Source organism: Streptomyces sp. HUAS TT11 (assembly GCF_051553595.1).
Classification (GTDB): domain Bacteria; phylum Actinomycetota; class Actinomycetes; order Streptomycetales; family Streptomycetaceae; genus Streptomyces.
The window spans coordinates 8,876,214-8,902,429 of the sequence record NZ_CP196184.1; the positions used below are offsets into that span (position 1 = coordinate 8,876,214).

At 67.2% G+C, this 26,216-nt stretch carries 20 protein-coding genes; 12 read left to right on the forward strand and 8 right to left on the reverse strand.

Annotated features, from left to right (window positions below):
- Window positions 1-289: 289 nt before the first annotated feature.
- Window positions 290-688 (forward strand): YunG family protein, encoded by a 399-nt coding sequence (locus ACSHXN_RS39930; RefSeq protein WP_355140401.1) that lies wholly within the window; start codon window positions 290-292, stop codon window positions 686-688.
- Between the two features lie 9 nt (window positions 689-697).
- Here ACSHXN_RS39930 and ACSHXN_RS39935 read toward each other — a convergent pair whose 3' ends face one another.
- Window positions 698-940 carry a hypothetical protein gene (locus ACSHXN_RS39935; RefSeq protein ID WP_355140402.1) on the reverse strand — a complete coding sequence of 81 codons (243 nt, stop codon included), beginning with the start codon at window positions 938-940 and terminating at the stop codon, window positions 698-700.
- Window positions 941-1,120: 180 nt separating this feature from the next.
- Here ACSHXN_RS39935 and ACSHXN_RS39940 point away from each other — a divergent pair, with 180 nt between their 5' ends.
- Complete coding sequence (locus ACSHXN_RS39940) at window positions 1,121-1,654, forward strand: hypothetical protein (protein ID WP_438305896.1); 534 nt, start codon at window positions 1,121-1,123, stop codon at window positions 1,652-1,654.
- 1,063 nt (window positions 1,655-2,717) lie between these two features.
- Here the strand turns inward: ACSHXN_RS39940 and ACSHXN_RS39945 are convergent.
- The gene (locus tag ACSHXN_RS39945; protein ID WP_438305899.1) at window positions 2,718-5,198 is read right to left on the reverse strand and encodes a SpoIIE family protein phosphatase; all 2,481 of its coding nucleotides are present in this window, start codon (window positions 5,196-5,198) and stop codon (window positions 2,718-2,720) included.
- 1,360 nt (window positions 5,199-6,558) lie between these two features.
- Between ACSHXN_RS39945 and ACSHXN_RS39950 the strand changes: the two genes are divergently transcribed.
- A complete protein-coding gene (locus ACSHXN_RS39950) occupies window positions 6,559-7,548 on the forward strand; it encodes a PP2C family protein-serine/threonine phosphatase (RefSeq protein ID WP_438305901.1) in 990 nt (329 codons plus the stop codon).
- A 52-nt stretch (window positions 7,549-7,600) separates the two neighbouring features.
- On the opposite strand, the gene ACSHXN_RS39955 is transcribed toward ACSHXN_RS39950, so the two are convergent.
- Entirely contained in the window at window positions 7,601-8,581 is a 981-nt protein-coding gene (locus ACSHXN_RS39955) for a DMT family transporter (RefSeq protein ID WP_438305903.1), read from the reverse strand.
- Between the two features lie 70 nt (window positions 8,582-8,651).
- On the opposite strand from ACSHXN_RS39955, the gene ACSHXN_RS39960 reads away from it, so the two are divergent.
- The 3 genes from ACSHXN_RS39960 (at window position 8,652) to ACSHXN_RS39970 (ending at window position 10,943) form a co-directional block, all read left to right on the forward strand.
- On the forward strand, window positions 8,652-9,287 hold the full coding sequence (locus tag ACSHXN_RS39960) for a TetR/AcrR family transcriptional regulator (protein ID WP_438305905.1): 636 nt from the start codon (window positions 8,652-8,654) through the stop codon (window positions 9,285-9,287).
- Between the two features lie 117 nt (window positions 9,288-9,404).
- Window positions 9,405-10,064 carry a hypothetical protein gene (locus ACSHXN_RS39965; protein ID WP_355141197.1) on the forward strand — a complete coding sequence of 220 codons (660 nt, stop codon included), beginning with the start codon at window positions 9,405-9,407 and terminating at the stop codon, window positions 10,062-10,064.
- A gap of 498 nt (window positions 10,065-10,562) precedes the next feature.
- Entirely contained in the window at window positions 10,563-10,943 is a 381-nt protein-coding gene (locus ACSHXN_RS39970; protein ID WP_438305907.1) for a hypothetical protein, read from the forward strand.
- Window positions 10,944-11,075: 132 nt separating this feature from the next.
- Here the strand turns inward: ACSHXN_RS39970 and ACSHXN_RS39975 are convergent, their stop codons facing one another.
- The 4 genes from ACSHXN_RS39975 to ACSHXN_RS39990 form a co-directional block, all read right to left on the reverse strand.
- Window positions 11,076-12,422, reverse strand: coding sequence for an outer membrane protein assembly factor BamB family protein (locus ACSHXN_RS39975; RefSeq protein ID WP_438305909.1), 1,347 nt, complete (start codon window positions 12,420-12,422; stop codon window positions 11,076-11,078).
- Between the two features lie 508 nt (window positions 12,423-12,930).
- Window positions 12,931-13,875: a C45 family autoproteolytic acyltransferase/hydolase gene (locus tag ACSHXN_RS39980; RefSeq protein ID WP_438305911.1), complete on the reverse strand. Its 945-nt coding sequence runs from the start codon at window positions 13,873-13,875 to the stop codon at window positions 12,931-12,933.
- 63 nt (window positions 13,876-13,938) lie between these two features.
- Complete coding sequence (locus ACSHXN_RS39985) at window positions 13,939-14,262, reverse strand: hypothetical protein (RefSeq protein ID WP_438305913.1); 324 nt, start codon at window positions 14,260-14,262, stop codon at window positions 13,939-13,941.
- 439 nt (window positions 14,263-14,701) lie between these two features.
- A complete protein-coding gene (locus ACSHXN_RS39990; protein ID WP_355141207.1) occupies window positions 14,702-15,442 on the reverse strand; it encodes a YcnI family protein in 741 nt (246 codons plus the stop codon).
- Window positions 15,443-15,835: 393 nt separating this feature from the next.
- On the opposite strand from ACSHXN_RS39990, the gene ACSHXN_RS39995 reads away from it, so the two are divergent.
- From ACSHXN_RS39995 to ACSHXN_RS40015, 5 genes are all read left to right on the forward strand, one after another.
- On the forward strand, window positions 15,836-17,011 hold the full coding sequence (locus ACSHXN_RS39995; protein ID WP_438305915.1) for a cytochrome P450: 1,176 nt from the start codon (window positions 15,836-15,838) through the stop codon (window positions 17,009-17,011).
- A 412-nt stretch (window positions 17,012-17,423) separates the two neighbouring features.
- The gene (locus tag ACSHXN_RS40000; protein WP_438305917.1) at window positions 17,424-18,881 is read left to right on the forward strand and encodes an ABC transporter substrate-binding protein; all 1,458 of its coding nucleotides are present in this window, start codon (window positions 17,424-17,426) and stop codon (window positions 18,879-18,881) included.
- A gap of 13 nt (window positions 18,882-18,894) precedes the next feature.
- Window positions 18,895-19,848 (forward strand): carbohydrate ABC transporter permease, encoded by a 954-nt coding sequence (locus ACSHXN_RS40005; RefSeq protein ID WP_079050892.1) that lies wholly within the window; start codon window positions 18,895-18,897, stop codon window positions 19,846-19,848.
- Window positions 19,845-20,717, forward strand: coding sequence for a carbohydrate ABC transporter permease (locus ACSHXN_RS40010; RefSeq protein WP_438305920.1), 873 nt, complete (start codon window positions 19,845-19,847; stop codon window positions 20,715-20,717). The genes ACSHXN_RS40005 and ACSHXN_RS40010 overlap by 4 nt, the downstream gene beginning before the upstream one ends.
- A complete protein-coding gene (locus ACSHXN_RS40015) occupies window positions 20,718-22,970 on the forward strand; it encodes a glycosyl hydrolase family 65 protein (RefSeq protein WP_438305922.1) in 2,253 nt (750 codons plus the stop codon).
- Window positions 22,971-22,995: 25 nt separating this feature from the next.
- Here the strand turns inward: ACSHXN_RS40015 and ACSHXN_RS40020 are convergent, their stop codons facing one another.
- Entirely contained in the window at window positions 22,996-24,069 is a 1,074-nt protein-coding gene (locus ACSHXN_RS40020) for a LacI family DNA-binding transcriptional regulator (RefSeq protein WP_438305925.1), read from the reverse strand.
- 578 nt (window positions 24,070-24,647) lie between these two features.
- Between ACSHXN_RS40020 and ACSHXN_RS40025 the strand changes: the two genes are divergently transcribed.
- A complete protein-coding gene (locus ACSHXN_RS40025) occupies window positions 24,648-26,006 on the forward strand; it encodes a beta-1,3-glucanase family protein (RefSeq protein WP_438305927.1) in 1,359 nt (452 codons plus the stop codon).
- Window positions 26,007-26,216: the final 210 nt, after the last annotated feature.

Sequence of the window (26,216 nt, forward strand, 5' to 3'; positions counted from 1 at the left end):
TCGAACACCGAAGCTTGGCAGAGCCTCCTTGGCAGAGAGAACCTCGGCAGGTTCGCGCCCTTGGACGTCATCTCGTCCGCCTGGAGCTTGGCCGGCAGTCGCCTGCGCGGGGCCGAGGCAGGAGCGGATCGGCGGAATTCCAAGCTCCTGCACGACAGCAGCGCCGCCCAGCGGGGTCGTGGAGAATGCCCTCCATTCCCTGTTCGGCTGCCCGTGCGAAGTCGGGCGGCCGGGCCACCCTGGCTCCTGCGTCACCTCCGGTGTCGGTGGTGGCTGCGATGCTGGCGGCATGATCCCTTGGAACCTGCTCGATCTCGACAAGGCCCTGCGAGCCAGTTGGGCCGCCGACACGTGTTCGCCCGACAACCAGGCCGACTGGCAGCCGGTCAACCCTGCCTGGGGACACTGCGACATCACCGCCTTGGTCGTCAATGACGTCTTCGGCGGCGATCTCATGGTCGGAGAGGTGCACCTCGACGGGTCCCAGCACGGCTTCCACTGGTGGAACCGGCTGCCCAGCGGTGTGGAACTCGACCTGACTCGCGAGCAGTTCCAGCGCGGACAGACCGTTACGGCTGCCCGTGTCGTCGAGCGCCCGCCGGGGCCTCTGCCCCGCCGCTGGGAGGAGTACCGCCTGCTGCGAGAGCGCGTCACCAAGCACCTCGGTCCCCTTCCTGAGCCCGTCTGAGGGGGTGGGTCAGCCCGTCTGGTTCAGTGGGACGACGCCCTGTCCGCCGGCGGCCTGGGTGAGGCGGAGGATTGCAGCAACAGTGCCATCGGGCGCGGGGGTGAGGGCTTCGAACCGGTCGACGGAATCTTTGACGGTCGCGTAGCGGGCTGACCAGTAAAATCCGCCTGGTTTGCGACGCCCTCCCGCCCGCTTGCTTTCGTCATCACCGGGCGGGAACAGCAACGACTGCATGCAGTTCACCGCCGTCATGAAGGCAATTCGTCTTCCCCGCACGGAACCTCTGCAAAAGTGGTCCCCTATAAAGATCTACCTGCCGATGAGCGCAGTGGGATCGCTGCGGGGCTCGCCTGCCTGACCGGCGAGGGCGAGGTGGTGCAGGCGGGCGATGCTGGTCAGTGCAGCTCCACGACAAGAAAGGTATGCACTCCATTGGTATTCGAGATGGTCACGGTCTGCCTGCCACCAGACGCGCACCAGTGCCTTCATGCCGCGATCGAGCAGGCGATGGCCCCCTTCGACCTCAACGGTGACCACGAGCCCTACCAGGGCGAATGGGACCAGTGGTGGCTTGGTCGGCCGGGTGAGGAGTTCGACGTACTCCCCGGCCACGAAGGAGACTCCCGTCTCGTCCGAGCGCCGCTGGACGCCCACGGCGAGTCCCGCCGCTGGACACCTGGACAGTGCGACGGAGGCCCACGCAGCCTGCTCGACTTGAAGGGCATGCGCACCCGCGCCGCACAACTGGCCGCGAGGCTTGACCCCTCTCGCGCCCATCTCACTCCGTACCGGCAGCAGAGGCCCGAGTGGGTTATCCCCACGGAACACCTGCTCACCCTGGACGGAGCGTGGTTCTACGTCACCGACCACCCTCAGTCCGAGCAGAAGTCCCCCGACTTCGCGAACACATACCTGGACGCTGTGGCACCAGACGTCATGATCGTCCGCCTGCGCATCCACTGTTGACGGGCAGTCACTGGTGGAGAAGCAGCGCGCGGCCGCCAAGGCGTAGGTCCAGGTCGAACAGCTCCGAGACACGTACGGGTCCCCGACCGCGGAGCTGTGGAGCGAGCAGCAGACCGGTACGTACGAGACCGCGTGGCGTGCCTGGCGTGACCTTGGGCGGGACGTACAGGCGGCGATCACCGAGTACGCCAAGGACGAAGGCGTGGCCCGGAACGTTGTTGAGGCGGATGTGAAGAAGCAGGCCCGGCACTCGGAGGCGGACTGACCCTGTTACGGCGCGGGGCCGGCCATGGGCTTTTGGGCCAGGTGCGAGCTCCTCGTCCGTCTCGGGGGTAGGGCGGTCCTCGGGTGCGCGTCGACGGTGTGATCCTTGGCAGGGCGTACAGTCTGCACGATCTCAGCGGGCTCTTTTGCCGGGCGGGCATCAAAGGCTTGACTGAGGTGGATCCGGCGGCTGAGGACCCGATCGAGTAGGTCGGTGAGCTGATCGGGTGGTGTGGAGGCGGACCAGACGTGTGGTGGAAGGTCTGAATCTCTCCTAGAGCCTGATGTCCCCCGTACAGTCGGCATGCACTATGTCGGGAGACGTTGCCACAGATGGCCCGTCGGCCCTCAGATCATTGGGGGCCGGCGGGCCTGGTGCGTTCAGGCCACAGTGTCCGACTGGGTCCCTCATAGGCGTCCACGGGGTCAATGAGGCGGGGACGCAGTCCAGGTGAGTTGATCGTCAGCTCGCCGAAGTTGGCCCAGATCGCCATTGCCGCGTTGTTGAGTTCGGTTCCACGTCCGTCGCGCGAGCCGGATTGGGGTGGCTCTCCGCGGCGCACATCCGCGGTTGGGACCGTGCCGACCCTCGTCAGCCAGGTTCCGCACAACCCGCGGACGTCACCGTGTTCCTCACGAACATCAGCCCCGCACAGATCGAACCCGCATGTTGATTGTCTGCGAGCGCTAACGACCTCGGGCTCGATAAGAGTTGACGCAATCCTGGCTTGGTGAATCCATGCTGCTCACAGGTCCGCCTCTTGACGGCTGGCTGCGCTGGCGCGGCTTCATGGTGGTTTCACGCGTGGGCTGGCAGTTGTTGATCCACCCAGATGACTTTGCCGTCCGGGATGTGGCGGGTTCCCCAACGGCGGGACAGTTGAGTGACGAGGAAGAGACCGCGGCCGCCTTCGTCGGTGGTGCTGGGGTGCCGCAGAAGCGGGTGGCAGTGGCTCGCGTCGGAGACTTCGCACGTCAGCATCCCGTGCCGGATAAGGCGTAGATCGATGGTGTCCTTGCTGTTGCCGTGGATGATGGAGTTGGTGAACAGTTCGCTGACGATCAGCTCTGTGGAGTCGGCCAGGTCTTCCAGTCCCCACTGGGTCAGCTGCCGGGTAGCAAGGGTTCGGGCCCGGCTGACGGCGGCGAGATCGCTGGGGAACTGCCAAGAAGCGACCTGGTCTGTGTTCAGTGCGTGGGTCCGTGCGAGGAGGAGAGTGACATCGTCGCGCGGCGGCTTGGCCCGCAGTGTGTCGACTGTGGAAGAGCACAGATCGTCCAGTGTGTGGTGAGGCCGTGCGAGGGCCGCGCGCAGACGGTTCATGCCGGCGTTGATGTCCTGGTCGCGGGCCTCGACCAGACCGTCGGTGTAGAGGGCGAGCACGCTTCCTTCAGCGAGTTTCAAAGTTACGGACTCGAAGGGAACCAGTTCGAGTCCGAGCGGTGCTCCGGCGGGCAGGTCAGGAAAGGTGACGTGGCCGTGCGGGTCGATGACCGCGGGCGGGGGGTGGCCGGCCCGCGCCATGGTGCAGGTGCTGGTGACCGGGTCATAGACGGCGTACAGGCACGTGGCGGCCATCGTGGTACTGCCCGAGGGCGAGGGGTCGGCTTCCGCCTCGGTGAGGCGGATGACCTGCTCGTCGAGACGGGCCAGTACTTCGTCGGGAGGCATGTCCATTTCCGCGAGGGTGTGCATGACGGTTCGGAGTTGACCCATCTTCGCCGCCGCGTTGACGCCGTGTCCCACCACATCGCCGACGACCAGAGCGACGCGGGCGCCGGAGAGGGGGATCACGTCGAACCAGTCACCCCCGATGCCGTGGTAGCTGTCGGCCGGTAGGTAGCGCCAGGCCACATCAGCTGCGGAACCGCCCGTGGGGCGGTGCGGGTGCAGCAGGCGCTGCAGGGCGAGAGCCACGGAGCGTTCACGCACGTATCGGCGGGCGTTGTCCAGGGCCAGCGCTGCCCAGCTGACGAGTTCCTCGGCCAAGAGCAGGTCGTCCACCTCGAACGGCCTGGGGTCCTCCGTCCGCACGAAAACTGCCACGCCCAGCACTACGCCCCGGGCGCGGATGGGGACGACCATCAACGAGTGCATGGCGTGCTCGCGGAACTTCTCCGCCAGCGCACCGTGACGGTCCAGCCATGTACCCGGGGATGTGTCCAGTATCGGCTCGAAGTGGGATTTCCCGGAACGCAGGACTTTGGTGAAGGGCGACGTGGGCGGGACGAAGACCGGCTCTCCGCGAGCGAACAGGGACTCCGGTGTTCCCGGGTGGATCGAGGCCAGGCCCGCACGGCGGAAGGCGGGGATGCGGCCGTCCTGTGGGCCGAGATGGGCCAAGGGCTCCTCGCCGAGTGGGACGGACTCCGCCAGGTCGACAGTGGCGTAGTCCGCGAGGAACGGCACGGCGAGGTCGGCCAGTTCCTGCGAGGTCTGCATGACGTCCAAAGTGGTGCCGATGCGCCTGCTGGCCTCGCCGAGGATTGCCAGACGCTCTCGCGCCCGTCGGGTCTCGGTGACGTCCACGCTCACAGTGCACATGCACACGCCCAGCGCGCGTTCCTGTGCGTCGTCGAGGCGGAAAAAGGACGCTGTCAATATGCGGTTGCTTCGCACGTTTGCCGGCAGCAACGCCGGGTAGTCCACGTCCATCGCCGAGTCCCCGGTCTCCAGCACCTGGTGCATCACTGCTTCTACTGTTTCGGCTCCCGTCCCAGGCGCCGCCTCCGTCAGCCTGCGGCCCAGCCGCAGGGAGAGAGGAAGGCCGTCCAACGAGCCCTGGATGTCGTTTGCTCGGACGCAGCGCAGGTTCGGGTCCTGTATGCCGACTCCGATCGGAGGGCGGCTCGGCAGCATGAGCGTAGCGAGGAACGGCGCCACCCCTGTGGTCCCGGCCGGCCACGCGGGAAGCGTGGCCTTGTCGGTCGCCCAGACCACCCACCGGTCCGGACCGTCCTGCCCGGACAGCGATGACACGCACAGGATGACGTCGATGCTGCGGCCGTTGCGGTGGCGCACCCGCGCGAAGTCGCACCAGCGGCCCCAGAGGGAGCTTTCTTGCGCGGCCTGTGCAGCCTTTACGCGATCGTCAGCGGCCACCAACAGGACACCTGCCGACCGCCCCACCACCTCCGCGGCCGAGTAGCCCACGAGCCGTCGAGCGGCCTGCGACCATCCGACGACCGTCCCCTGCGCGTCGAGGAGAGCTATCGCCGGGCTGACCGTCTCGATAGCCGACTGAGCCTCGGAGACTGCTGGCTCTACGGAACTGCCCATCGCTTTTCCTTTCTGCGTCCCCCGGTGATGCGGTGCCCAACTGCTCTGCTGTCGGATGGATGGATAGCTCCAAGACAGGGCGTGATCGAGCTACGGGCACGGCAGGACACAGCCCATTCACACTGCCTCAAGGGTGACTGCGGCGGTGGTCACGGCCCGTCAGTCGTGATTCGCCGAGATCGATGTCGGGGCCAGGGCGCGGCCAACGGGGCGTCGGCTGACGCCGACGTCAGCCACACTGCCGTCCGGCGACGCCCCGCGTGCTCTGACCCCGCCTCACGCGTCAGTCGCCACCTGCTGGGCCGGGCCCTCAGGGCCACTCGCAGAATCGGAGTGACCAGAGCAGATCGGTGGTCAGCCCGAACTGGCGGGCGAAGTTGATCGAGTGCCCGCTACGAGGCCGCAGAGGAGCGCTCACCGGAGCAACAGACAGCCCGGCGACGCCACGACGCCAACGCGGACAGCGGACATGAGTCATGTAAGAACGGACCTCGAGCATGATGACCGTCATGCTGCGGGCCTCGGCGGCAAAGACAGATGTGGGCTGCCAGGAGGGTGCGGGGACGGGCGTGGCGTAGCGGGTTGACTGCCATAAGCCGCGGGGAGACCGTCACGCGTGGCCAGGCGACTTATGGCCTGTCTCCCGGGCAAGTTTCGCCCTGTTCCAGACGAGACGTGCGCTCGGGGGAGGCGTTGCAGGCTTGCGTGTGCTTCGTTCGTGTTCATGCTTGCAAGCTATTGACCCATTTGTGTCGAAATGTGGACCATTTCCCTAACAGATTCCCAGACCAATTCTGCGGGCAGGCAAGATCGCGATCTACGGAGCTGGAGTTCTCACCCACTCGCGAGCATGGCAACCCCAGCATGCGACGTGGCGCTCCCGGCTTTGCGGTTTGCGCTGGCCCAACCGGCGGCACTCGGTGCCCAGCCCTGACCGTCCGACGCGAAGTGGTCCGCTCTTCCGCCCCAAAAATGGTCCTCACGCATGGCCAGCGACGCGCATATGGTCAGGTTTTGACTACCGCAGCGGCCATCGGGGTGAACGTTGTTTTCCCCCTTTCCCCAGTCCTGACCTTGATTCCGGGGGATGCGGCCTCGAGCCCGGCATGTGTCGTAGTAGGTGCAGGAAGCAGGACTTCGACAGGAGGGATGACTGGTGGGTGGTCAGGCGTTGCTGCGAGGGGGACGAATACGGGAGCACATTGTGAGCGCTGTGACCGGCATCGGATCGGTGGCTGAGGATCCCAGGGTGTGGCGTCGGGCCGCGCCGCATTTTATGTGGCTGCTCGGCCCCCTGGCAGTGATCATTGCGGTCCCTGTGGCCGACGTGTTCCTGCCGCCGGATATCCACGTTGCGCACGTGTTGGACGTCGCCGTGGCGGTCGTCGCGCTCAGCGCCGGTCCACGCCTCACCGCACTTATCGGCTCACTCAGCGTACTCTCCCTGATCGTGGCAGGTGCGGAGCGTCGCATTCTGGACACAGAGAGCGTCGTCGTCGAACTCGGCACCCTTACTGCACTCTGTGCTTTCCTCGTGTTGTTTACGCACCTGCGGGATCGGGGCCGGCAGAAGCTCCTCCGGGCCCGCTCCATCTCCGACGCGACGCAGCGCGTCGTACTGCGCCCCCTACCCGAGCGAGCTGGCCCGATCGCACTCGCCTCGCACTACCGCAGCGCGGAGGCCGACGCACGCATCGGCGGTGACCTGTATGCCGTGACCCGCACCTCCGGTTTCACCCGGCTGCTCATCGGGGACGTCCGCGGCAAGGGCCTGGCCTCGATCAGTGACACCGCAGTCGTGCTGGGCGCCTTCCGAGCCGCGTCCCACCGCCAGATCCCGTTGCCTCAACTGGTCGGCCACATGGACGATGCCATCCGCTGGGGCCTCGCGGAATTCTCCGGGTCCGAGGACGACGTCGCTGAACGATTCGTCACTGCCGCCATCGTGGACATCCCGGACGACGAGCCGGTCGTACACCTGGTCAGTTGCGGGCACCCGCCGCCCCTCCTGCTGCACCGCGACACCCCCGCCGCGACAGCGCTCGTGGTGCCCGAGCCGGCGCCGCCCCTCGGCCTCGGCGCAATCTCCAGCAGCCGGAATCTCCCGGCCATCTTCCCCTTCGACGAAGACGACCGGCTGATGCTGTACACCGACGGTGTCACCGAAGCCCGTGACCAAAGCGGCGTCTTCTACCCACTCGCCGAACGGGTCTCCAGATGGGCGCACCACGAACCCGAAACGCTGCTCCGCAGAGTCGTCACCGACCTGCAGGAATACACCAATGGCCACCTGGACGACGACATGGCCATCGTCGTCGCCCGACGGGACGGCAAGGCCGCAGTCGCCTAACTGATCGGCTATCGGGAAGCGTGACGGCCAGAGTGCTCCCCCCTCGGGGTGGCTACTTCGCCAAGTGCTGAGTAACGAGGGTTTGGTTGGTAGGCCCGAGGGGATCGACGGGTGTTCGGAAGGGCGCCTCCTGCGCCGCATAGGCGGTTCCCGCCGTTCGGCCGGAGGCATGTCCACCACGGTGCACCACGGCAACCGCCGTAAGGGCGACGGCGAGTCCGAGGATGGTCTGGAGACTGAGCGGCTCACCGAACATGAGGACTCCCCAGACCACGGTGACGGGGGCCATCAGGAACATGAGCGCGTTGACCTTGGTGACGCCGGACCGCTTCAGGATGAGCCAGTACAGCCCGTACCCGCCGAAGGTAGGGAGCGCGACGAGCCAGATGACGGCGACCCAGAAGGTGACGTCGGCGGGCGGTGCCGTGGTTCCGGTGCCCACGGCGAGGGCCGTGAAGAGGACGGCGCTGGTGAGGCTGTGAATGGTCATGGACGTCGACGCGGCGACCGGCGTGCGCGACCGGTTTTCCAGGAAAGTGGCTGCCACCAGCGAGAACATACCGAGGAACGGTATGAGATACGCCCACCATGTCTCCGCCGTACCGGCCGACGCATCGGCCGTGGTGACCGCGGCGACACCAGCGGCCCCCAGGCACAGACCGAGCCACTGCCGGGGCGCGACGGGCTGGCGCAGCAGTGGTCCGGCGAGGGCGCCGGCGACCAAGGGCTGGACGCCGTCGATCAGGGCCGTGGTGCCGCTGGGGACTCCGAGTTGGATGGCGTAGTAGACGGTGAGGAGATAGCCGCTCTGGGAGAGCAGTCCGATCAGGCTCTGGCGGCCTACGACGCGCCAAGTCGGTCGACGCCTGAGCGTACTGGCCCGGGTGGCGGAGAAGACGAGCAGAAGGACGATCAGGGGCAGGAAGCGCCACATCAGGACAGTGGTCGCAGGTGCGCTGCCCGCGCCGAGCTTGGCGCCGATGAACCCCGAGCTCCAGCAGAGCACGAAGGAGAGGGAGAGCAGGAGATTCATGCCACCTCCAGGATGTATACAGATCGGTATACTCTCCTGGTCACTATACAGACCTGTATAGTGGGGCGGTATGAGTGGTACCGAAGAGGTGCGGCGGATCGTAATGACTCCTGCCGCACGCCGGGTCCTGGAGGCCGCCGAGCGGCTCTTCTACGAGCGGGGCATTCACGCCGTCGGGGTGGATCTCATCGCCGCCGAAGCCGGCGTCACGAAGAAGACCCTCTACGACCGGTTCGGCTCCAAGGACCAACTTGTCGTCGAGTACCTTGCCTATCGCGACGAGCGATGGAGAGACTTCCTGGCCACACGACTCGAGGCCGCAGGAACCACACCCCGGGACCGCATTCTGTGCGTCTTCGAGTCGTCCCGGGCGTGGGCGCAGGAGCACAGCTCCAAAGGCTGCAGCATGGTCAACGCCCACGCCGAGATCAGCTCTTCCTCCCACCCTGCGCATCCGGTGATCGCAGGGCAGAAGCAGTGGATGCTGCACCTGTTCGCCGACCTCACCTCAAAGGCCGTGACGACGGATTCCGAACAGCTCGCCCGCACGCTCATGCTCCTCCACGAGGGCGCGCTGGTCGCACACGGACTGGCCATCTTCCCCGACCCCATCGGCCATGCACGTGACCAGGCGCGGATCCTTCTGGACGTCGCCATGAGGGAGGAGACGCCCGGTGAGCGTCGAACGGACGACTCGTCCGCCTGAACGACTCACGTCTTCAACGTGGTGAACGTGAAGGGAGATGTGATCTTTCTCGACGGTCAGAGTGGGCATGCCACTCCCCAGGACCTATCGGAACTACGGATTCCTCAGGACTGACAAATGATCAGCCTCGATCGCGCAGCAGAGTTGGCCCAGAAATACGTGGACGAGGATCCGCTCAACTCCGAGGTGGACTTGGTCCCGATCGAGGGGTATGTGGCCGTAGTCGGTGAGGCCGCGTACTTCGGCTATCAGAACCGGGGTTACCTGGAAACCGGCGACCCGTCGCAGATGACCATCGGCATCGGCCCCGTCCGCGTGGATCTGGTGACGGGCGAATGCCGGATGCTCGGCTCTCTCGAAGCCAGCGAAATGGATCTGTTCGAAGTCGACGAGCTTTCCCTGCTGGGGCCGGGTGGCTGGAGGCTCGTCCCGCCCGAGCTGATGGACCGCTGGCGGGCCGCGTTCGACACGGAGCCGAGGGCTGCCGACCTCTCGGCGGCCTGCCCCCAGTGCGCCGCAACAGACCTCCACCGCTGGTACCGGGTGGAGGATCCTCTGGACGAGACGTTCGATGGGGTTCACGCAGTGGCCTACGGCTGGCTGACCGAGTGGTGCGCTTCGTGCCACCTCTGTTACCAGGACGGCGACACCTTCGTTCCCGACTTCTGGCAGTCTCCCTACGACGTGCCCGAGGCATACGAAGTCAAGTTTGCGCCGCGCTACATCGAGGCCGCTCGCCAGGCAAGACTCAAAGCTGCCTCGGCTCGGAACGACTGAGACCAGCGATGGCGACACCGTGCTTCCCGCTCATCGAGGAGCGGGAAACATGGACCATGAGCAGCCCCGGGCATGGGACGAGTGGTCCCTCCGCCTCGAATGGGCGCGCGCCACACGCACCTACCTTGGACTGCGGTCACACTCCGCCTCGCCCTCCGCGCCGGCAACGGCCACGCCAGCCAGCAGACAAGCGCCGTTACTCACTTTCGGGTAACGGCCTGGCGTACGCCGGAGTAGTGCGCCTGGCGCGTTCGGGCGCGGGTCAATCCGCACAACGCTCGGATAAGTGATGGGTCGTCAACCTCGCATATTCGGCATATAGATGCGTGCTGCACTTGTTTGTCTCGGTGATATGGTCGTCTTGTGACGCGATTCATGGAATGCGCGTATCACCTCCGCCTCGGCCGCAAAGTGCGGGGTGACCGCAGGTAGAAGGGGCTGCGCACCTATCGGGTCAAGCATCTTGATGCTTGGAGTGCGGATCCGGCGCTGAAGCCCATGACCAAGCTCCCGATTATTGGAGATACATGCCAAATGTCCGCGGTAGTCGTTTTCACCGAAGGGGACCCATGGTTCATCAATTCACGCAATTGGAGCGTGATTCTTGAGCGAATCATGGTCGCAGTTCAGCCCGGAGATCGACAGTCCTTCGATTGGTTCCTGAATGAAACCGGGCTTCATTTTCCATCAGTTGAACCGGTCGACCGGAACTCAGTAGCCCGAGTGGTTCTTTCGGTCGTGGAAGAGCTGCAGGTGGAAACTTCCGTCAAGACTGAGTGGGATGCGGTGGCAAGTGGCCCGTATTACGGAGATCTCGTGTCGAAGTTGAGAAACGAGATCGATGTCGAGCCGGGTGATGCGAGTGTTCTTGATGAGTAGTGGCTGGCTCCAGGTCTTGCGGAATGATTAAACGCGAGGTCGGTTGGTCGTGGTAATTTGAGAAGCCTGCCAGATCGAAGTGGCGTTCAATGTCCCGTCGAGTGCGGTTGGATTGTGCCCGCGGTCTTGCTATCACTCGCGAATCGCTACTTGGTGGGTGGTGCCCAGTGAGACCCTGCACTCCAGGATCCGGCCGTCGATGGTCCCGATGAGCAAGTGTCCTTGGGGCGTGACAGCGAGGGACAGTGCGGCGGTCGGTGCTCCGTCGACCTCGAGCTCGGTGTGCCATCGTACCGAGCCGTCGTCGGCGTCCAGTGCTGTCAAGGCGCCGGAGTTGTAGGCCACGTAGACGGTGCCCCCGTCGGTGTCGAGGGCGGTGGCGGGATGATCGGTGCGGTACTGCCACCGCACTGAGCCGTTTAGGGATCGCCGCACGACGTAGGCACCACCGGGTTGGAGCCCGTGACCGTCGTGGACGGTACCCGCATAGACAAGGGATTGCCCGATTTCGACCGCAGGACCCCCGAAATGATGCTCCTCCGGTACCCAGGAGTGTGGGAAGAGACGACGCAATGTCCCATCGGCGTGCAGGGCGGTGACCCACTTGTCCCTGTGCGGCTTGTCCGGGTCCGTACCGACCAACATGTACGGGCGGCTCGGGCGACGGACGACGAACGGGTGGTTGAACGGGTCGAAGGCGCCGACCTCCGGACCATCCACCGGACCCTCGAGGTCGAACATCAGCAGCTGTTGGGGACGCTTGCCGCGGTAGTCCAACGGCCGAAGGATCGTCCTGTGGTCGCCTGCGACGAGAACCGTGAACACGCCCGGACTCAGGGTCTCCAGCACCTGGCCTGTGTCGACAGCGATTCGGGCCAGCCGAGGTGCGGACGTCTCCCAGGTCCTTCCCTTGCGGCGACTGCGGCGTTCGGCGTTAGTCCAGACCGATGTGCCGTCGGAGGCCAGAACCAGCTGCCGGCCGCCTTCCTCGTCCTCGACCACCCATTGCAGGTCTCCTGATGGTAGCCACGACTCCGCGAGGACCCCGTCCAGAGCGGCCAGCACCCGGCCATCGTCCGTACCTTCGACAGCCCACACCCGCCGGCGTACGGACCACTGTCGACCGGCTGAGGCCGCGACGTCCGCGAGGAACCGGCGGGCCTCCGCGCTGTGGTCCGGCTTGACGACCGGGTCCGCGGGGGCGGCCAGTTCCTCGGCACCTATCGACCCCTGCCCGACGGCGCCCCAGTCTGAGCGAGCCACAACGACCGCATGACCCTGCTCGTGTGCCTGCGGGTTCTCCCAGTCGTCACACGGCGCCAAGACCAGACGAAGTGCTGTCTCACTGCGCCATTCCACGCCGAGCACCTCCCGCGAGTACTGCAGGGCGGACACCACGTCGCCGGAGTCCAGATGGATCAGCAGCAGTTCGCCTTCGAACGAGTAGCCGCCGTCGTATTGCCCGGTACCGACGGCCAACAGGGGAAGAACCGGGTGGAAGGCGAGACACCGAACGGGGTACCTCGACCGCACCAAGTGGCGACACCGCAGCCCGTCCTGCTCATAGACACCGATCCGGTGCCCCGTCCATCGGGAGTCTCCGGTCCCGCTGCCACTCCACTGGAGATGCCCGAGGTCCCCACCCACAGCGACCGTCCGCGAGCGCTCATCAGCGACGGCCAGAGCAGGTTCTCCGATCTCGGCGAATGGGCCGCCGCCGAGCACGCGTCGGACTATCGGCGCAAGGGTCATACAGGGTTCCTCCCAGGCTTTCGGCGGCGAGTGCAGTTGGGTGACGTTAGTCGGATCGGTCACGTGGTCGGCGGCGGCCGCCACCCACTCGTCCGATCGGTTGATCAGGATTCCGGGATGCCGTGTTCGGCACGTACGTGACGACCGAATGGTTACGGGTCTGGCGATGCCGGGTCACGGAGTGCGCGGGTTCCATTGGCGTGGCGCTTGGCCGGCGTAAGGCCGGGACGAGTTGTCAGCCGGCTAGGCCGATGGTCACGGTGCGCGACCCTGGAGCGAAGTCCCCGAAGGACTGCTCCCACGACTGGTCAGGCCAGTAATAGCTCACGCGGCCTTCCGAGGGCTGATAGCGGGCGGTGTAGACGGTTCCCAGTCCCTGGTCGTAGGCGGATTGATACAGCGGCGGTTTCAGCATCGCTGCCACGTCCGTGCCGGCTGCGCGCATGGCGCTCAGTCGTTCCTGGGTACGGGAGTACTGCTCCTGTTCGTCAGGCACCGGCAAGTGCTGGTGATTGGCAGCACAGGCGTCCGGTGCCTCGATCAGTGAGATGTCCGGTCCCACGAACACTGTCACCGCCTGCTCGGAGTCGACGAGGGTGACGTTCTGCGGGATTGCGATCGGTATGGATTGCAGCTTGCCGACCGCCTGGTCAACGGTGTTACACGTCTCCAGGAGGTAGCGAAGGACGATAAGGATGGCGAAGCCGGGGCCATGGACGAATCGCCCACCGAAGGTGAGAGAGACCGCGAGTCCGGCGTTGTTCATCCCGTCCAGCAAGCCCCAGGCGGCATCCTGCATTCCGATCACCGGTCGGAGGAAGCGAGAGGAGACAATGGTGCCCTCGCACTCGTCGGGGCTGAAGTCGTAGTTGCGCAGCAAGGTGCCTCTGCCGCCGATCTGGGTGCAGCCGGAGAAGAACGGTCGCAAGGTCGCGAGGGTGAGGAAGGCTTCTCCCTCGGGGCGGTCGAGCTGACCGGCGAGGCGGTCGAGCACGGGAACCAGCTCCGGCATGTGTGCCTCGAACAGCTTCCGAGCACGGTCTGCGCCCTTTGGGGTCCGGCTCTCGTCGGTCATCCACCCCTCCGCGAGCGGCCACAGGGCCTGTGTATGGGTGGCCCATCGCCCGTCGCTTCCGTTGCCGATCTCGATGGCACGGAAGGTCTTCTGCTGTTGGCTCATGGCTACCGCTCCCTTGTGGGCATCGAGTGAGGTGATGGCAACCTAGCCAATTTCGCCCGTAATTCACCAGATCAGGCTTGGCTGAGGGAGTGAGCCGAGGCGCTCGGGGATTGTGTCACCGGGCAGGCGCGGCAACTGGAAGTCCGGGGGTTCGGCTGCTGCCGGGTCGGTCTGGGCTGCGTCGAGTGCTTCCATGGCTGCGATGGCTGCGATGGCTGGGATGGCGGCGGTCGTATTGGAGGCCGGTTCTCGTGCTGTGGCCTCGGCAGCCGCGCGGGTGGTGTGGCCGCCGAGCGCGTAGCCGTGGTGCTGGTCCACGACCCGGTGCGGCCCTTCGTGCTCGGCGAAGGCGTACCGGACGGGTTGCCGGAAGCGGCGCCGAGGCATGACAGAACTCCACCCGTGCAACGGGGCGACGACGGCAGCGGGAGGACGGTTGGCCGTGGGCGGCCCGGGGTTTCCCAACGGTGAGCTCGCCCGCTACCACCACACCGGTCCGGGCTGGGCCGTGGCCGATCTCGCGGACGATCCGGTTACCTACCTGATCGCCGACCGCGTCGACGGCAACCTTCACGTCGAGCAGGTCTCGGTGCACCCGGACAGCGCGTCGCGGACTGGGCCGTTCGCTGCTGGACCGTCTGGCGGGCCACGTGGCGAGCGAGTCTGTACCCGCCCACTCACCACGTTCGCCCAGGTCCCATGGAACGCCTCGTATGACGCGCGGGCCGCGGGTCTGTATGTGTCGGGCGCTGTGAGATCACCGGGCGCATGCAAGTATTCCCAGGGACCGCAGAGCGGGCGTCACAGGTCCGGATGTTCTTGCGGACTACTCGGGACGGACCGCGGCGGCACGGGCGCGCATGACGGCGGCCGCTGCCGCGGCCAGACCCAGACCACCCACCACCAGCCCGGAGATCCCGAGGGTTCGGGCGGTCGAGTCGTCGGCTGAGGCGGTCTGCTTGGCGCTGCCCGACGTCTTCGAACCTGCCACCGGGACGGTCCGCGCGCTGCCCTGCCCTTCTCCGGCCGTGGCCGTGAGCCTCAGGGCCGGTGCCGGGTTCTCCGGCTCCTGGCCGCTCTGAGCCTCTTCGATCCAGCGGGTGATCATTCCGTCGGAGTACGTCTGCAGGGCCTTGAAGGTCAGTCGACCGGTGTGGTCGGGCAACTGGCCGAAAGCGACGTCGAAGTCCTCGTACCGGCCGGGACCGATCGTGCCGCCGGTCCAGCTGATCTCGGAGACGGCGTCGGTGATGACGCCGTCGTCGGTCTTGATCGGTGTCTTGAGCTTGGTGTGGGTGACCGTGGGGGTCCAGCCGTCCTGGGGCCGGACGAGCACGCCGAGAACGGGATCGTCGGTGGGCAGGAAGACCTGCACCTTTGTGGTGCGGGCGTCGTCCATCTCGTTCGGGACGCGGAAGGTCAGGACGCCGTCCGTGGCACCCCTGGCGTAGGAGTCCGGATGCACCCTGACGTGTGCGGAGGAGGCACCGGCCGCAGCGAGGAGGCCGACGGCGGCCGCCGCGGTGACGACGACGCCGCGGCGCATGTGGGTGCGGTTCGGGAGCATGGGTGTGATCGTGTCCGTTCCTGTGTTGCTGATCCCTGTGCCGTGGCGTGCGTGGCTGAGGTGGCGCAGTGACGACACGTTGAACACGTGGCTCGACTCGACAAAGGTTCACTGCCGTGCGCCGACAGGGCGGGGCATAGACGCCGAGGCGTCCAGGCAGCCCCGTGCAGGGGTAAGCCCACCTCTCGGAGAGGTGGGGGAGTGGGGTGCGTGGGTAGTGGCGGGGCGGGGCTCGTGAGAGGCCGGAGCCGGCGGCGGTCGCCCTCTGCGGTCGGCTGAGGGCCACGAACGATGTCGACGCGTCGTCCGCGGGGAGCCCTGATCTTCTTCGCCTTGACAGCGGTTGTTAGCCTTGGCTGTGATCGTTTTTCCCATGGCCGGCCCGAGTTCGTGATGAGCGACGCCGACTCGTTCCCGCTGGGAGCCGCAACCACCCTCGCCGAGCTGGCCCACGACCCGCATCCGCGGCTGGCGTTGCTCCGCACGCACGAGCCGGTGTCCTGGCTGCCCGAGCTGCGTGGCTGGTTGGTGACCCGTCGTGACCTCGCGTTGAGCGTGATGCGGGATGCCGAGACGTTCACCGTGGACGATCCCCGCTTCTCCACCGCACAGGTTGTCGGGCCGAGCATGCTGTCCTTGGACGGCGAACCGCACGCGCGTCACCGTGAGGCCTTCACCGCCCCCTTCCGCCCCCGAGAGGTGCACGACGGTTTCGCCTCGTTCATCGAGGAAGAGACCGACCGGCTCCTTGCCGCGCTGGAACCGGCGGGCGCCGGCGAACTGCGCCGGGCTTTCGCCGGCCCGCTCGCGGTCGCCGTCGTCACCCACGCACTCGGTCTGGTCGACACCCCGGCGGCCACGGTGCTCTCCTGGTACGACGCCATAGTGAAGTCGGTCTCCGACATCACCGCCGGGCAGATGGCCGGACCCGCCGGTACCGCGGCGTATCGGCAGCTTCGGGCGGCTGTGGAAGCCACCGTCGCCGAGCAGAACCCATCCTCGCTCCTCGTCTCCGCCGCCGGACGGCTGGCGCTGCCCGAAGTCGCCTCCAATGCCGCGGTCCTGATGTTCGGGGGGATCGAGACCACGGAAGCGATGATCACCAACGCACTGGTGCAGTTGCTGCAACACCCCGACCAACTCGCCCTGGTCCGAGAGGACCCCCGTCTGTTGGACGGCGCGATCGAGGAGTCCCTGCGCCTCGAACCCGGTGCTGCTGTCGTGGACCGCTATGCAACCCGTGACGTGGCCCTCGGTCAGGCCACGATCCGCCGCGGAGACTTGGTCAGCGTCTCCCTGACGGGCGCCAACCGCGACCCGGACGTCTTCCCCGACCCCGATCGTTTTGATGTCCGCCGGGAGAACACCCGGCTCCAACTGGCCTTCGCGCACGGCCCGCACTACTGTCTGGCCGCCCATCTCGCCCGTCTGGAGACCCGCATCGCCCTGAAGGGTCTGCTCCGGCGCCTTCCCGGGCTGCGTCTCGACCGGGACCGTCCCACCACTGCGCACGGTCTGGTCTTCCGCAAGGTCCCCGCTCTGCACGTGTTGTGGGACGAGACTGTGTGATCGCGCTGCCGTCAGGTGGTGAGGTCTCCGATGCCTTGACGGGTGCCGACGGCCGGGACAGGTGAGGTGACGGGAGTCGGTTTCGTTGTCCGCCGGTTGCCGGTTGCCGGTTGCCGGTTGCCGGTTGCCGGTTGCCCGATGCTCGACCGACAACCGGCAGCAGCAACGAGCGGTTGCCGGAACGCTCGGTGCCCGAATGCCCCCGGTTGACCGTCGCCGACTTCTCCCCACGCTGTCAGAACCCCTGCGCGCCTTCACTCGTGAGGAAGGCGCGGATATGAACGATCAAATCTTCAGGTCGGGTCGGAAGCGGACGGAACGCACCGGATGCCCTTGAAGGGGCGTGGTCAGGTCTGTTGGAGTGGGTGGATTCCGTTCCCAGGGGTTGACGGGATGCTCTGCCGAGGCCATCTTGAACGATCAAATCGGAGTTACGGTCGTCGACGAGATGCCGCCGGGGAGCCGGCTTGTGGCGCGCTCGGCGACCAGCCCGATGAACGGCGAGGAGGCCACGGTGAGTTCGTTGCGGATGGTGTTCGGCGTGGGACAGACACCCCCCGGCCCCGGGGGACCGAGGCCGCGGCGGCATGCCGCCGCGGCGATCGCCGCGATGGTGTGCGCGTCGCTGCTCGCCGGATGCGGCGACTCGGGCTCGAGCGATTCCAAGGGCGGTCCGAAGAAGTCCAACGATCGCGGTCCGATCACCTTGGCCACCGGCAAGGACACGACCGGCACCCTGCAAGGGCAGTTGGACCGCTGGAACAAGCAGCACCCCAGCGAGAAGGTCACCCTCGTCGAACTGCCGGAGAGCGCGGACCAGCAGCGTCAGCAGTTCATCCAGAACGCCCAGACCAAGTCGGACGCCTACACCGTGCTCAACCTCGACCCGATCTGGGTCGCCGAGTTCGCCGCCAACCAGTGGATCGACGAGCTGCCGGCCAAGGAGTTCCCGCTCGACAAGATGATCCCGGCCGTCGTGAAGACCGGTGACTACTTCGGCAGGCAGTACGCGATACCGTTCAACACCAATGCCGGGCTGCTCTTCTACCGCAAGGACCTGCTCGACAAGATCGGGGCCGAACCGCCCGCCACCTGGGCCGAGATGAAGCAGGACTGCGCCAAGGTGAAACAGCTGCCCGAAGGCAAGGGCGTCGACTGCTACGCGGGTCAGTTCGACAAGTACGAGGGCCTCACCGTCAACTTCTCCGAGGCGGTGGCGTCCGCGGGCGGCAGCGTCGTCGACGCCAAGGGCAAGGCGACGGTCGACACCGACGCCGCCAAGAAGGGCCTGCAGTTCCTTGTCGACGGCTTCAAGGACGGCACCATCCCCAAGCAGGCCGCCACCTACGAGGAAGAGGACGGCCGACGCGCCTTCCAGTCGGGCAAACTGCTCTTCCACCGGCAGTGGCCGTACCAGTGGACGCTGGCCAACGCCAAGGACGGCTCCAGCAAGGTGGCCGGAAAGTTCGGCGTTGCCCCGCTGCCCGGGCTCTCGGGGCCCGGAAGGTCGAGCCTCGGCGGACTCGACCTCGCCGTCAGCAAGTTCGCCAAGAACAAGGCGACTGCCCTCGACTTCATCAAGTTCTTCTCCGACGAGGAGAACGCCCGGACCAATCTCAAGGTCACCTCGGCGGCCCCGCCGTACACCGACCTCTACGACGACCCTGCGCTGCGCAAGCAGTTCCCCTACCTCGACACGCTGAAGCAGTCGCTGGCCACCGCGACACCCCGGCCGGTCGTGGTGCACTACGGTGACGCCACCGCAGCCATCCAGGAGAGTGCCGCGGCCGCCCTGAACGGCTCGAAGTCCGTCGACGACGCGCTCGCCGACATGCAGAAGAACCTCTCCGCGGCGATCTCCGAGAAGTAGGCGGGTCCCGCTCGTGTCCGTCATCGCCCCGACGCCGGGGCGCACAGCCCCGGCGTCCCGGCCCCCGCGCACCTCGCGCCGGGCCGGGACCGGCCGCCTGGCCGCGGCCCTGCTCTCGCCGACGCTCCTGGTCCTCGCCCTGGTCATCGGCTATCCGGTGGTGGCAGCCGTGCGGCTGTCGTTCCAGGTGTCGACCGAGGGCATCGACCCGCACACCGGCTTCGTCGCGAACACCAGTCACTACGGAACCGGCAACTACGCGACCGTGTTCACCGACGACCGGCTCCTGCGGCCCTGGTGGAACACCACGTCGTTCGCCCTGGCCTCGGTCACTCTCGAAGTCCTCATCGGCGTCTCCATGGCCCTCGTGATGCACCGTGCCTTCCGGGGCCGGGCACTGGTCCGCGCGGCGGTCCTGGTGCCCTGGGCCATCCCCACCGCGATATCCGGCATGCTCTGGAAATGGATCTTCAACAGTCAGGGAGTCGCCAACGACCTCCTCGGCACCCAGATCCTGTGGAGCAGCGAGGGGTTCCACGCCTGGCTCTCCGTGGTCGTCGCCGACACCTGGAAGACCGCGCCCTTCATCGGCCTGCTCGTACTCGCCGGGCTGCAGATCATCCCCGGTGAGTTGTACGAGGCGGCCCGCGTCGACGGCGCGTCCGCGTGGCGTGTCTTCTGGCGGATCACCCTGCCCCTGGTCCGCCCGGCCCTCGTGGTCGCCGTCTTGTTCCGACTGCTGGACGTACTGCGCATGTTCGACCTGCCGTATGTCCTGGTGGGGCCGCGCAAGCACTCGGTGGAGACGCTGTCGATGATCGCTTTCAACGAGATGACCAATCTGCGCTTCGGCTCGGCCGCCGCGTACGCGTCCGTCCTGTTCGTCTACATCGCCGTCGTCGCCCTCGCGTTCGTCAAGCTGTTCGGCGCCGATCTGCTCGGCCGGGGCACCAGGAGTGAGTCATGAGCACGCTGTCCTTCACACGACGTCCGCGGCGCGGTGTCGGCCAGGGCGGGCGGGGCGCGGCCTGGGCCGGGCGCCTGGGCATCGCCGTGATCGTCGCGTACTGCCTGGCACCGTTCTACTGGATGGTGGTGTCCAGCCTGCGCAGGCCGGCCGACCAGTTCTCCAACGCGCCGCTGCCCGCCCCGGCGTCCTTCGACAACTACGCGGCCGCCTTCGACCCGCACAACGGATTCGGCCGGGCTCTCGTCAACAGCCTCGTCGTCGCGGGCGTCACCACCGGAGTCACCCTGGTCGTCGGCATCTTCGCCGGATACGCCCTGGCGCGGCTGCAGTTCCGTGGCAAGACACTGATCCTGACGCTGATCATCGCCGCGTCGATGTTCCCGCCGATCATCCTGGTCGTCCCGCTGCTCCGGCTCTTCACGGACGTCGGATGGATCAACACCTACCAGGCGATGATCGTCCCGAGCATGAGCTTCGCCCTGCCGCTGGCCGTGTGGAACCTCACCGCGTTCTTCCGCCAGATGCCCGCCGAACTGGAGAAGGCCGCCCAGGTCGACGGCTGCACACCTGCGCAGGCGTTCCGCAAGGTCGTGCTTCCGCTTGCCGCGCCGGGCGTCTTCACCACGGCGATCCTCGTCTTCATCAGCGCCTGGAACGAATTCCTCATCGCCGTCAGCGTGGTGAACGACCGTCATATGATGACCGCCAACGTGATCGTGTCCCTCTTCACCGGACAGTACAAGTACGACCAGCCCTTCGGCACACAGATGGCGGCGGGCGTCGTGGTCACCCTGCCACTCGTTGCGGCCGTGCTCTTCTTCCAACGGCGGATCGTGGACGGCCTGACGGCAGGAGGGCTGAAGTAGTTGAGTGCTCCGACCGACGGCAGTCCCCTTCCCCCCGCCGACGCGTGGGTGCTGGCCACGGACGATCCTGCTTCGCCTGTCGGCTATCACCCCGCCTTCACCGGCAACGGCCGTTTCGGCGCACGGATTCCGGCGGCGGGCAACGGCTTCGCCGACGCCCCCGTACGGACTCAGTTCCACGTAGCGGGCCTTTACACCGGCCGCGACGGCAGTTGGTCGCGCAAGGCGTCCCTGCCGGCGTGGTCCACGCTCGATGTGAGCGACGGCAGCGGTTCGTTCAATGCCGCGTTCACCGACCCACCCGGAGCGCAGACAGCTGTCGACGAGAGCGAACCGCTGATCGGAGGCGACTGGGCCTCGGTGAGCAGTCCGCGCGTCGGCGCGGCCCGCGGCATCGAACGATACCGGCAGAGCCTCGATCTGCGCACCGGAGCGATCACCACCGAAGCCCGCTGGAACTCTCCCGCGGGCCGGATCACCGACGTGCGCTACGACGTGTTCACCGACCGGTCGAGGCCGCATGTGGCCGTTGTGAGCGTGACGGTCACGCCGCACTGGGAGGGTGAACTCGTCGTCACCGACGCGCTGGACGAGCGCGCCGGATCGCGCATCCGGACCGTGGAACGGGGCGGCGGCCAAGCGCGGATCTGGACGCTTGTGGAAGCCGAGGGCAGCGGCATCACGGCCGCGCTCGTCTCCGTCCTGCGGGGGCCGGACGGCGGTGCGGGATCCGCCCACGACGAGCCGGTCCCCCTGCCGGACGGAGGCGCGGCACAGACGCTTCGCGTCCGTACGTCCCCCGGACGTCCTCTGACCTTCACCAAGTACGTGGCCGTGGTGACGTCCCAGACCGCGGTCGATGCACTGAGCACAGCCCGGTCCCACGCCGAAGAGGCCGCCCGTGAGGGGTATGAGCGCCTGACGGAGGACAACCGGCGTGCCTGGCAACGGGAATGGGAGGGCGACATCGTCGTACGCGGCGATACATTGCTGCAACGCCGCGTACGGGCCTCGAAGTTCTACCTCCTCACCAGCGTGCACGAGGACTCGCCCTGGTCGCCGTCCCCCGCCGGGTTGTCCAGCGACGGCTACAACGGCCACGTCTTCTGGGACACCGAGACCTGGATCTGGCCCGCGCTGCTCGCCCAGCATCCGCACATCGCACGCAGCGTTCTCGACTACCGCCTCGCGCGTCTCGACGCGGCCCGCGCCGCCGCGGCCGAGGGGGGACACCGGGGGGCCCGCTTTCCTTGGGAGAGCGGTCTCACCGGTGAGGAGGACACCCCCGATTGGGCGCCCTTCGGACGCCTCGAACAGCACATCAGCGCCGATGTGGCCTTGGCCTTCTGGCAGTACTGGCTCGCCACCGGCGACAGGGGGTGGCTGCGTACCGCGGGGCTGCCGGTGCTGAGCGCGATCGCCGACTTCTGGGTGAGCCGTGTCACCGCCGATGCCGAGGGCCGTTGCCACATCAACGGCGTGATCCCGCCGGACGAGTACGCGGTGGGACCGCACGACGACTCCGTCTACACCAACGTCGCCGCCCGGGAATCCCTGCGCTTCGCTGCCAGTGCGGCAGAGGCCCTCGGCGAGTTCGCCGATCCGCGGTGGGCCGCGGTCGCGAACCGCATCGTCGTCCCTTTCGACGAAGTGCGGGGAGTCCACCCGGAGTTCGAGGGTTACGCGGGACGGACGATCAAGCAGGCCGACGTTGTGATGCTCGCCTATCCGTGGGAGAATCCGCAGTCTTCGCAGGTCACACGTGCCGACCTGGAGTTCTACGCAGCCCGCACCCACGAGGACGGGCCGTCGATGACGGACTCCGTGCACTCCATCGTGCACGCCGAACTCGGAGACGCCGAGGCGGCCTTCGAGTACACCCGCCGCAGCGTCGAACCGTTCGTGAGACCGCCCTTCGAGCAGTTCGCCGAGGCCCGCACCGGAGGTGCCTTCACCTTTCTGACCGGCCACGGCGGCTTCCTGCAGGAGTTCCTGTACGGCTATTCGGGGCTGCGCTGGCGTGCGGACCGGATCGCCCTCGCGCCGATCCTGCCCGCCGAGCTGGAGGGCATCACCCTGCGACGGCTGCGCTGGCGGGACCGTGTCTTCGACGTGGACATCCGGCCCGACGGCACCGCGGTGCGGCTTCACACGGGCGAACCGCTCCCGGTGGAAACGGCGGGGACGCTGCGGCATGTGCCGGCCGGGGGAGAGCTCACGATCACCACGCGGACGCCCTCACGACATCGGTGAGGGTGCCGCCGCACCTGCCGGGCCGTCAGGGGCGCAGAGAGTGCGCTTCCAGGTCGAACAGGGGTGCATCCGCGAGCGGGGCCGAACTCGCGCGTACCACCAACTCGGGTGTCAGGACTCGGTGCAAGGGCTCCGCGGGAGGTTCACCGTCCGCACCCGAGGTCCGGTCGGTGAGCCGCAGCATCTCCGCCATGACCAGCCGGCCCACTTCCTCGATCGGCTGGCGAACGCTGGTCAGCCCGAGTGCCGTGGCAGCGGGGGAGTCGTCGAAGCCCACCACGGCGATGTCCCGACCGGGGATCAGCCCGTGGTCGCGCACCGCGTGGAGTGCTCCCACCGCAAGGGTGTCGGTCACCGCGACGACCGCGGTCGGCGGGCCGGGCCTGTCCAGGAGTTCGGCCATCAGCCGGGTGCCGTTCGACGTCGTGTCGCCGCCCCGCACATCGAGTCGGTGGCTCCCCGCGAGCAGACCGTGCCGGTCCATGGCCGTCAGCCAGCCACGCGCCCGGGCATCGCCGACACTGGACCCCTCGGGCCAGCCCAGGAAGCCGATGCGCCGATGACCTGCGGCGACCAGATGGTCGATGGCGGCGGCGGTGCCCGCCGCGTTGTCGACGTCGGCCCAGCTGTACTGTTCTGTGCTGGTCGCCGTACGACCGAAGGCCGTGAACGGCACACCGGCCGCGGTGAGCCGGCCCACCCGTGGGTCGTCCGGCGTGATGTCGTAGAGCACCACGCCGCTCACGGCTCCCGCGCGCCACAGAGTCGTGCACCGCTCGGTCTCCGCGGCGACGTCCGCGGCGGTGAAGAGCAGCACATGGTGATCGCACTCCTGCCCCGCCTCGGCGAGCGCGTGCAGGAACCGGTCCTGGATGGCGGCCACCGTCTCCGCGTGCACGGGCAGGATGCGACAGCCGATCATGCGGGGCGAACTCGCCCGCAGGGAGCGCGCCATGTGGTTGGGGTGGTAGCCGAGTTCGGCGATGACCCGGGTGACCCGCTCCCGGGTCTCGGCGCGTACACGCTCCGGTGCGTTGAGCACGTTGGAGACCGTCTGCCGGGACACGCCCGCAGCCTCGGCGACGTCCGAAATCGTCACGGACTGCGCAGACGCCGGACGTGCGTCGCGAAAACCGGCTGTCACGTTCTCTCCCTCGCCCACGCTGGAACCCTCATTTTTATCGTTCATACGGAAGCTGTCGAGGCCGGACGCGCAGCCCACAGCCGTGCGCCCCAAGAAGGCCGAATGTGACCGAAGACGTCTCACGGGCGTTCATCCGCTCCGCACGGTGTCCCGACCACCTCCGCCGGCCCCTGATCGAGCTGCCGGCCGATCGGGGCCCGGCTCGACGACGGGATCGAGACGGGACACCCCCCGGTTCGACTGCGACGACACCTGCCCGGGCGAGGGGGTGTCCCGTACCGGATACGTCAAGGGATGTAAAAACGGTCCGGTTTGAGGGACCCCATGCGGTCGGAAGCCGAATGCGACGGAGTCGTCGGCTGCGAAACCAGTGCCGAGATCGGCGCCGTGTCGTCCGCAGGGTCACAACCCGACTGATTTCGGCTTCAGTTGTTGACGGCGGACATGGATGGGACTACAACCCCAGAGAGCGCTCTCATGTCTGCTGTTGCTCCATCCCCCACGCACGCCGAACCGGCTTGAGGAGACTCCGCATGCAGAGTTCCGCCAGCGCACTCACCCGCAGACCACCGGCCGGCGCCGCACGCTCACACGCGGCACTCGCCCTGGTCGTCGTCCTGATCGCCGCCTTCCTCGCGGTCATCGCACCGTCGCCCGCGCGCGCCGCCGACCAGTTGCTGTCCCAGGGCAGGCCTGCCACCGCCTCCTCGACCGAGAACGACTCCTTCCCCGCAAGCGCGGCGGTCGACGGCAACACCGGCACCCGCTGGTCCTCGGCCTTCTCCGACCCGCAATGGCTACGGGTCGACCTCGGGTCCGTCCAGCAGCTCAGCCGCGTCACCCTGAACTGGGAGGCCGCCTACGCGAGCGCCTTCCAGATCCAGACCTCGACCGACGCCAACACCTGGACCACCGTCCACTCCACCACCACCGCCACCGGCGGAACCCAAAACATCGCCATCACCGGCAGCGGCCGTTACGTCCGTGTCTACGGCACCGCGCGGGGCACCCCCTACGGCTACTCGTTGTGGGAGTTCCAGGTCTACGGCCCCGGCGGCACCACCACCCCGCCGGACGACTTCTGGGGCAGCACCAGCGACATTCCCCCGGCGAGCAACGCCGTCGAGGTGAAGATCCTCAACCGAACGAACGGCAAATACCCCGACAGCCAGGTGTACTGGAGCTTCAACGGCCAGGTGCACTCCATCGCCGAGCAGCCTTATCTCGACATGCCGGCCAACTCCGCCGGCCGCATGTACTTCTACCTCGGATCGCCCAACGGCCCGTACTACGACTTCATCGAGTTCACGGTCGGCAACAACGTCTTCAACGGCAACACCACCCGGGTCGACGCCTTCGGCCTGAAGCTGGCCATGCGTCTGCACACCAAGGACGGTTACGACGTCGAGGTCGGCGAGAACCGGCAGACCTTCGCCGAGGACCGCGCCACCACCTTCCAGCGCTTCACCGACGCCGTTCCGGCCCCCTTCAAGGTGCTGGCCCAGACCCAGGGCCCGTACCGGATCATCGCGCCCGGCAGCGACCCGAGCTTCCGCGCGGGCGGTGCCAACGCGAACTACTTCACCGCGTACGCCCAGTCCGTGGGCGTGAACGCCGCCACGTCCGACATCTTCGGCTGCGCGGCCTCCCTGGCAGGCAACCCGGACATGTGCGCCGCCCTCAACCGCCACGTCGCCACCCTGCCGGCCTCCCAGCAGTCCGACCCCGCCCAGTTCTACAAGGCGGCACCGGCGAACTACTACGCCAAGTTCTGGCACGACAACGCCATCAACCACCTCGCCTACGGCTTCCCCTACGACGACGTGGCCGGCCAGTCCTCCTTCATCTCCCACGCCAACCCGCAATGGCTTCTGGTCGCCGTCGGCTGGTAGCCGATCCGGTGGCGCGGACGCCGAACACACGCTGATTCCCTGACCGGAGGGTCCGGCCGGGTCACACCGACCCGGCGGGACCCTCTTGGCGCCGGTGCGGCGACAGCGAGGGTGGAGTCCGGCCGCCCGGCCGCTCGGACTTCGGCCACGGTTTCCAGGACGGTGCGGGTGACGCCGGCGGTGTGCACGGCGGCGGAGAACCGCTGCGGT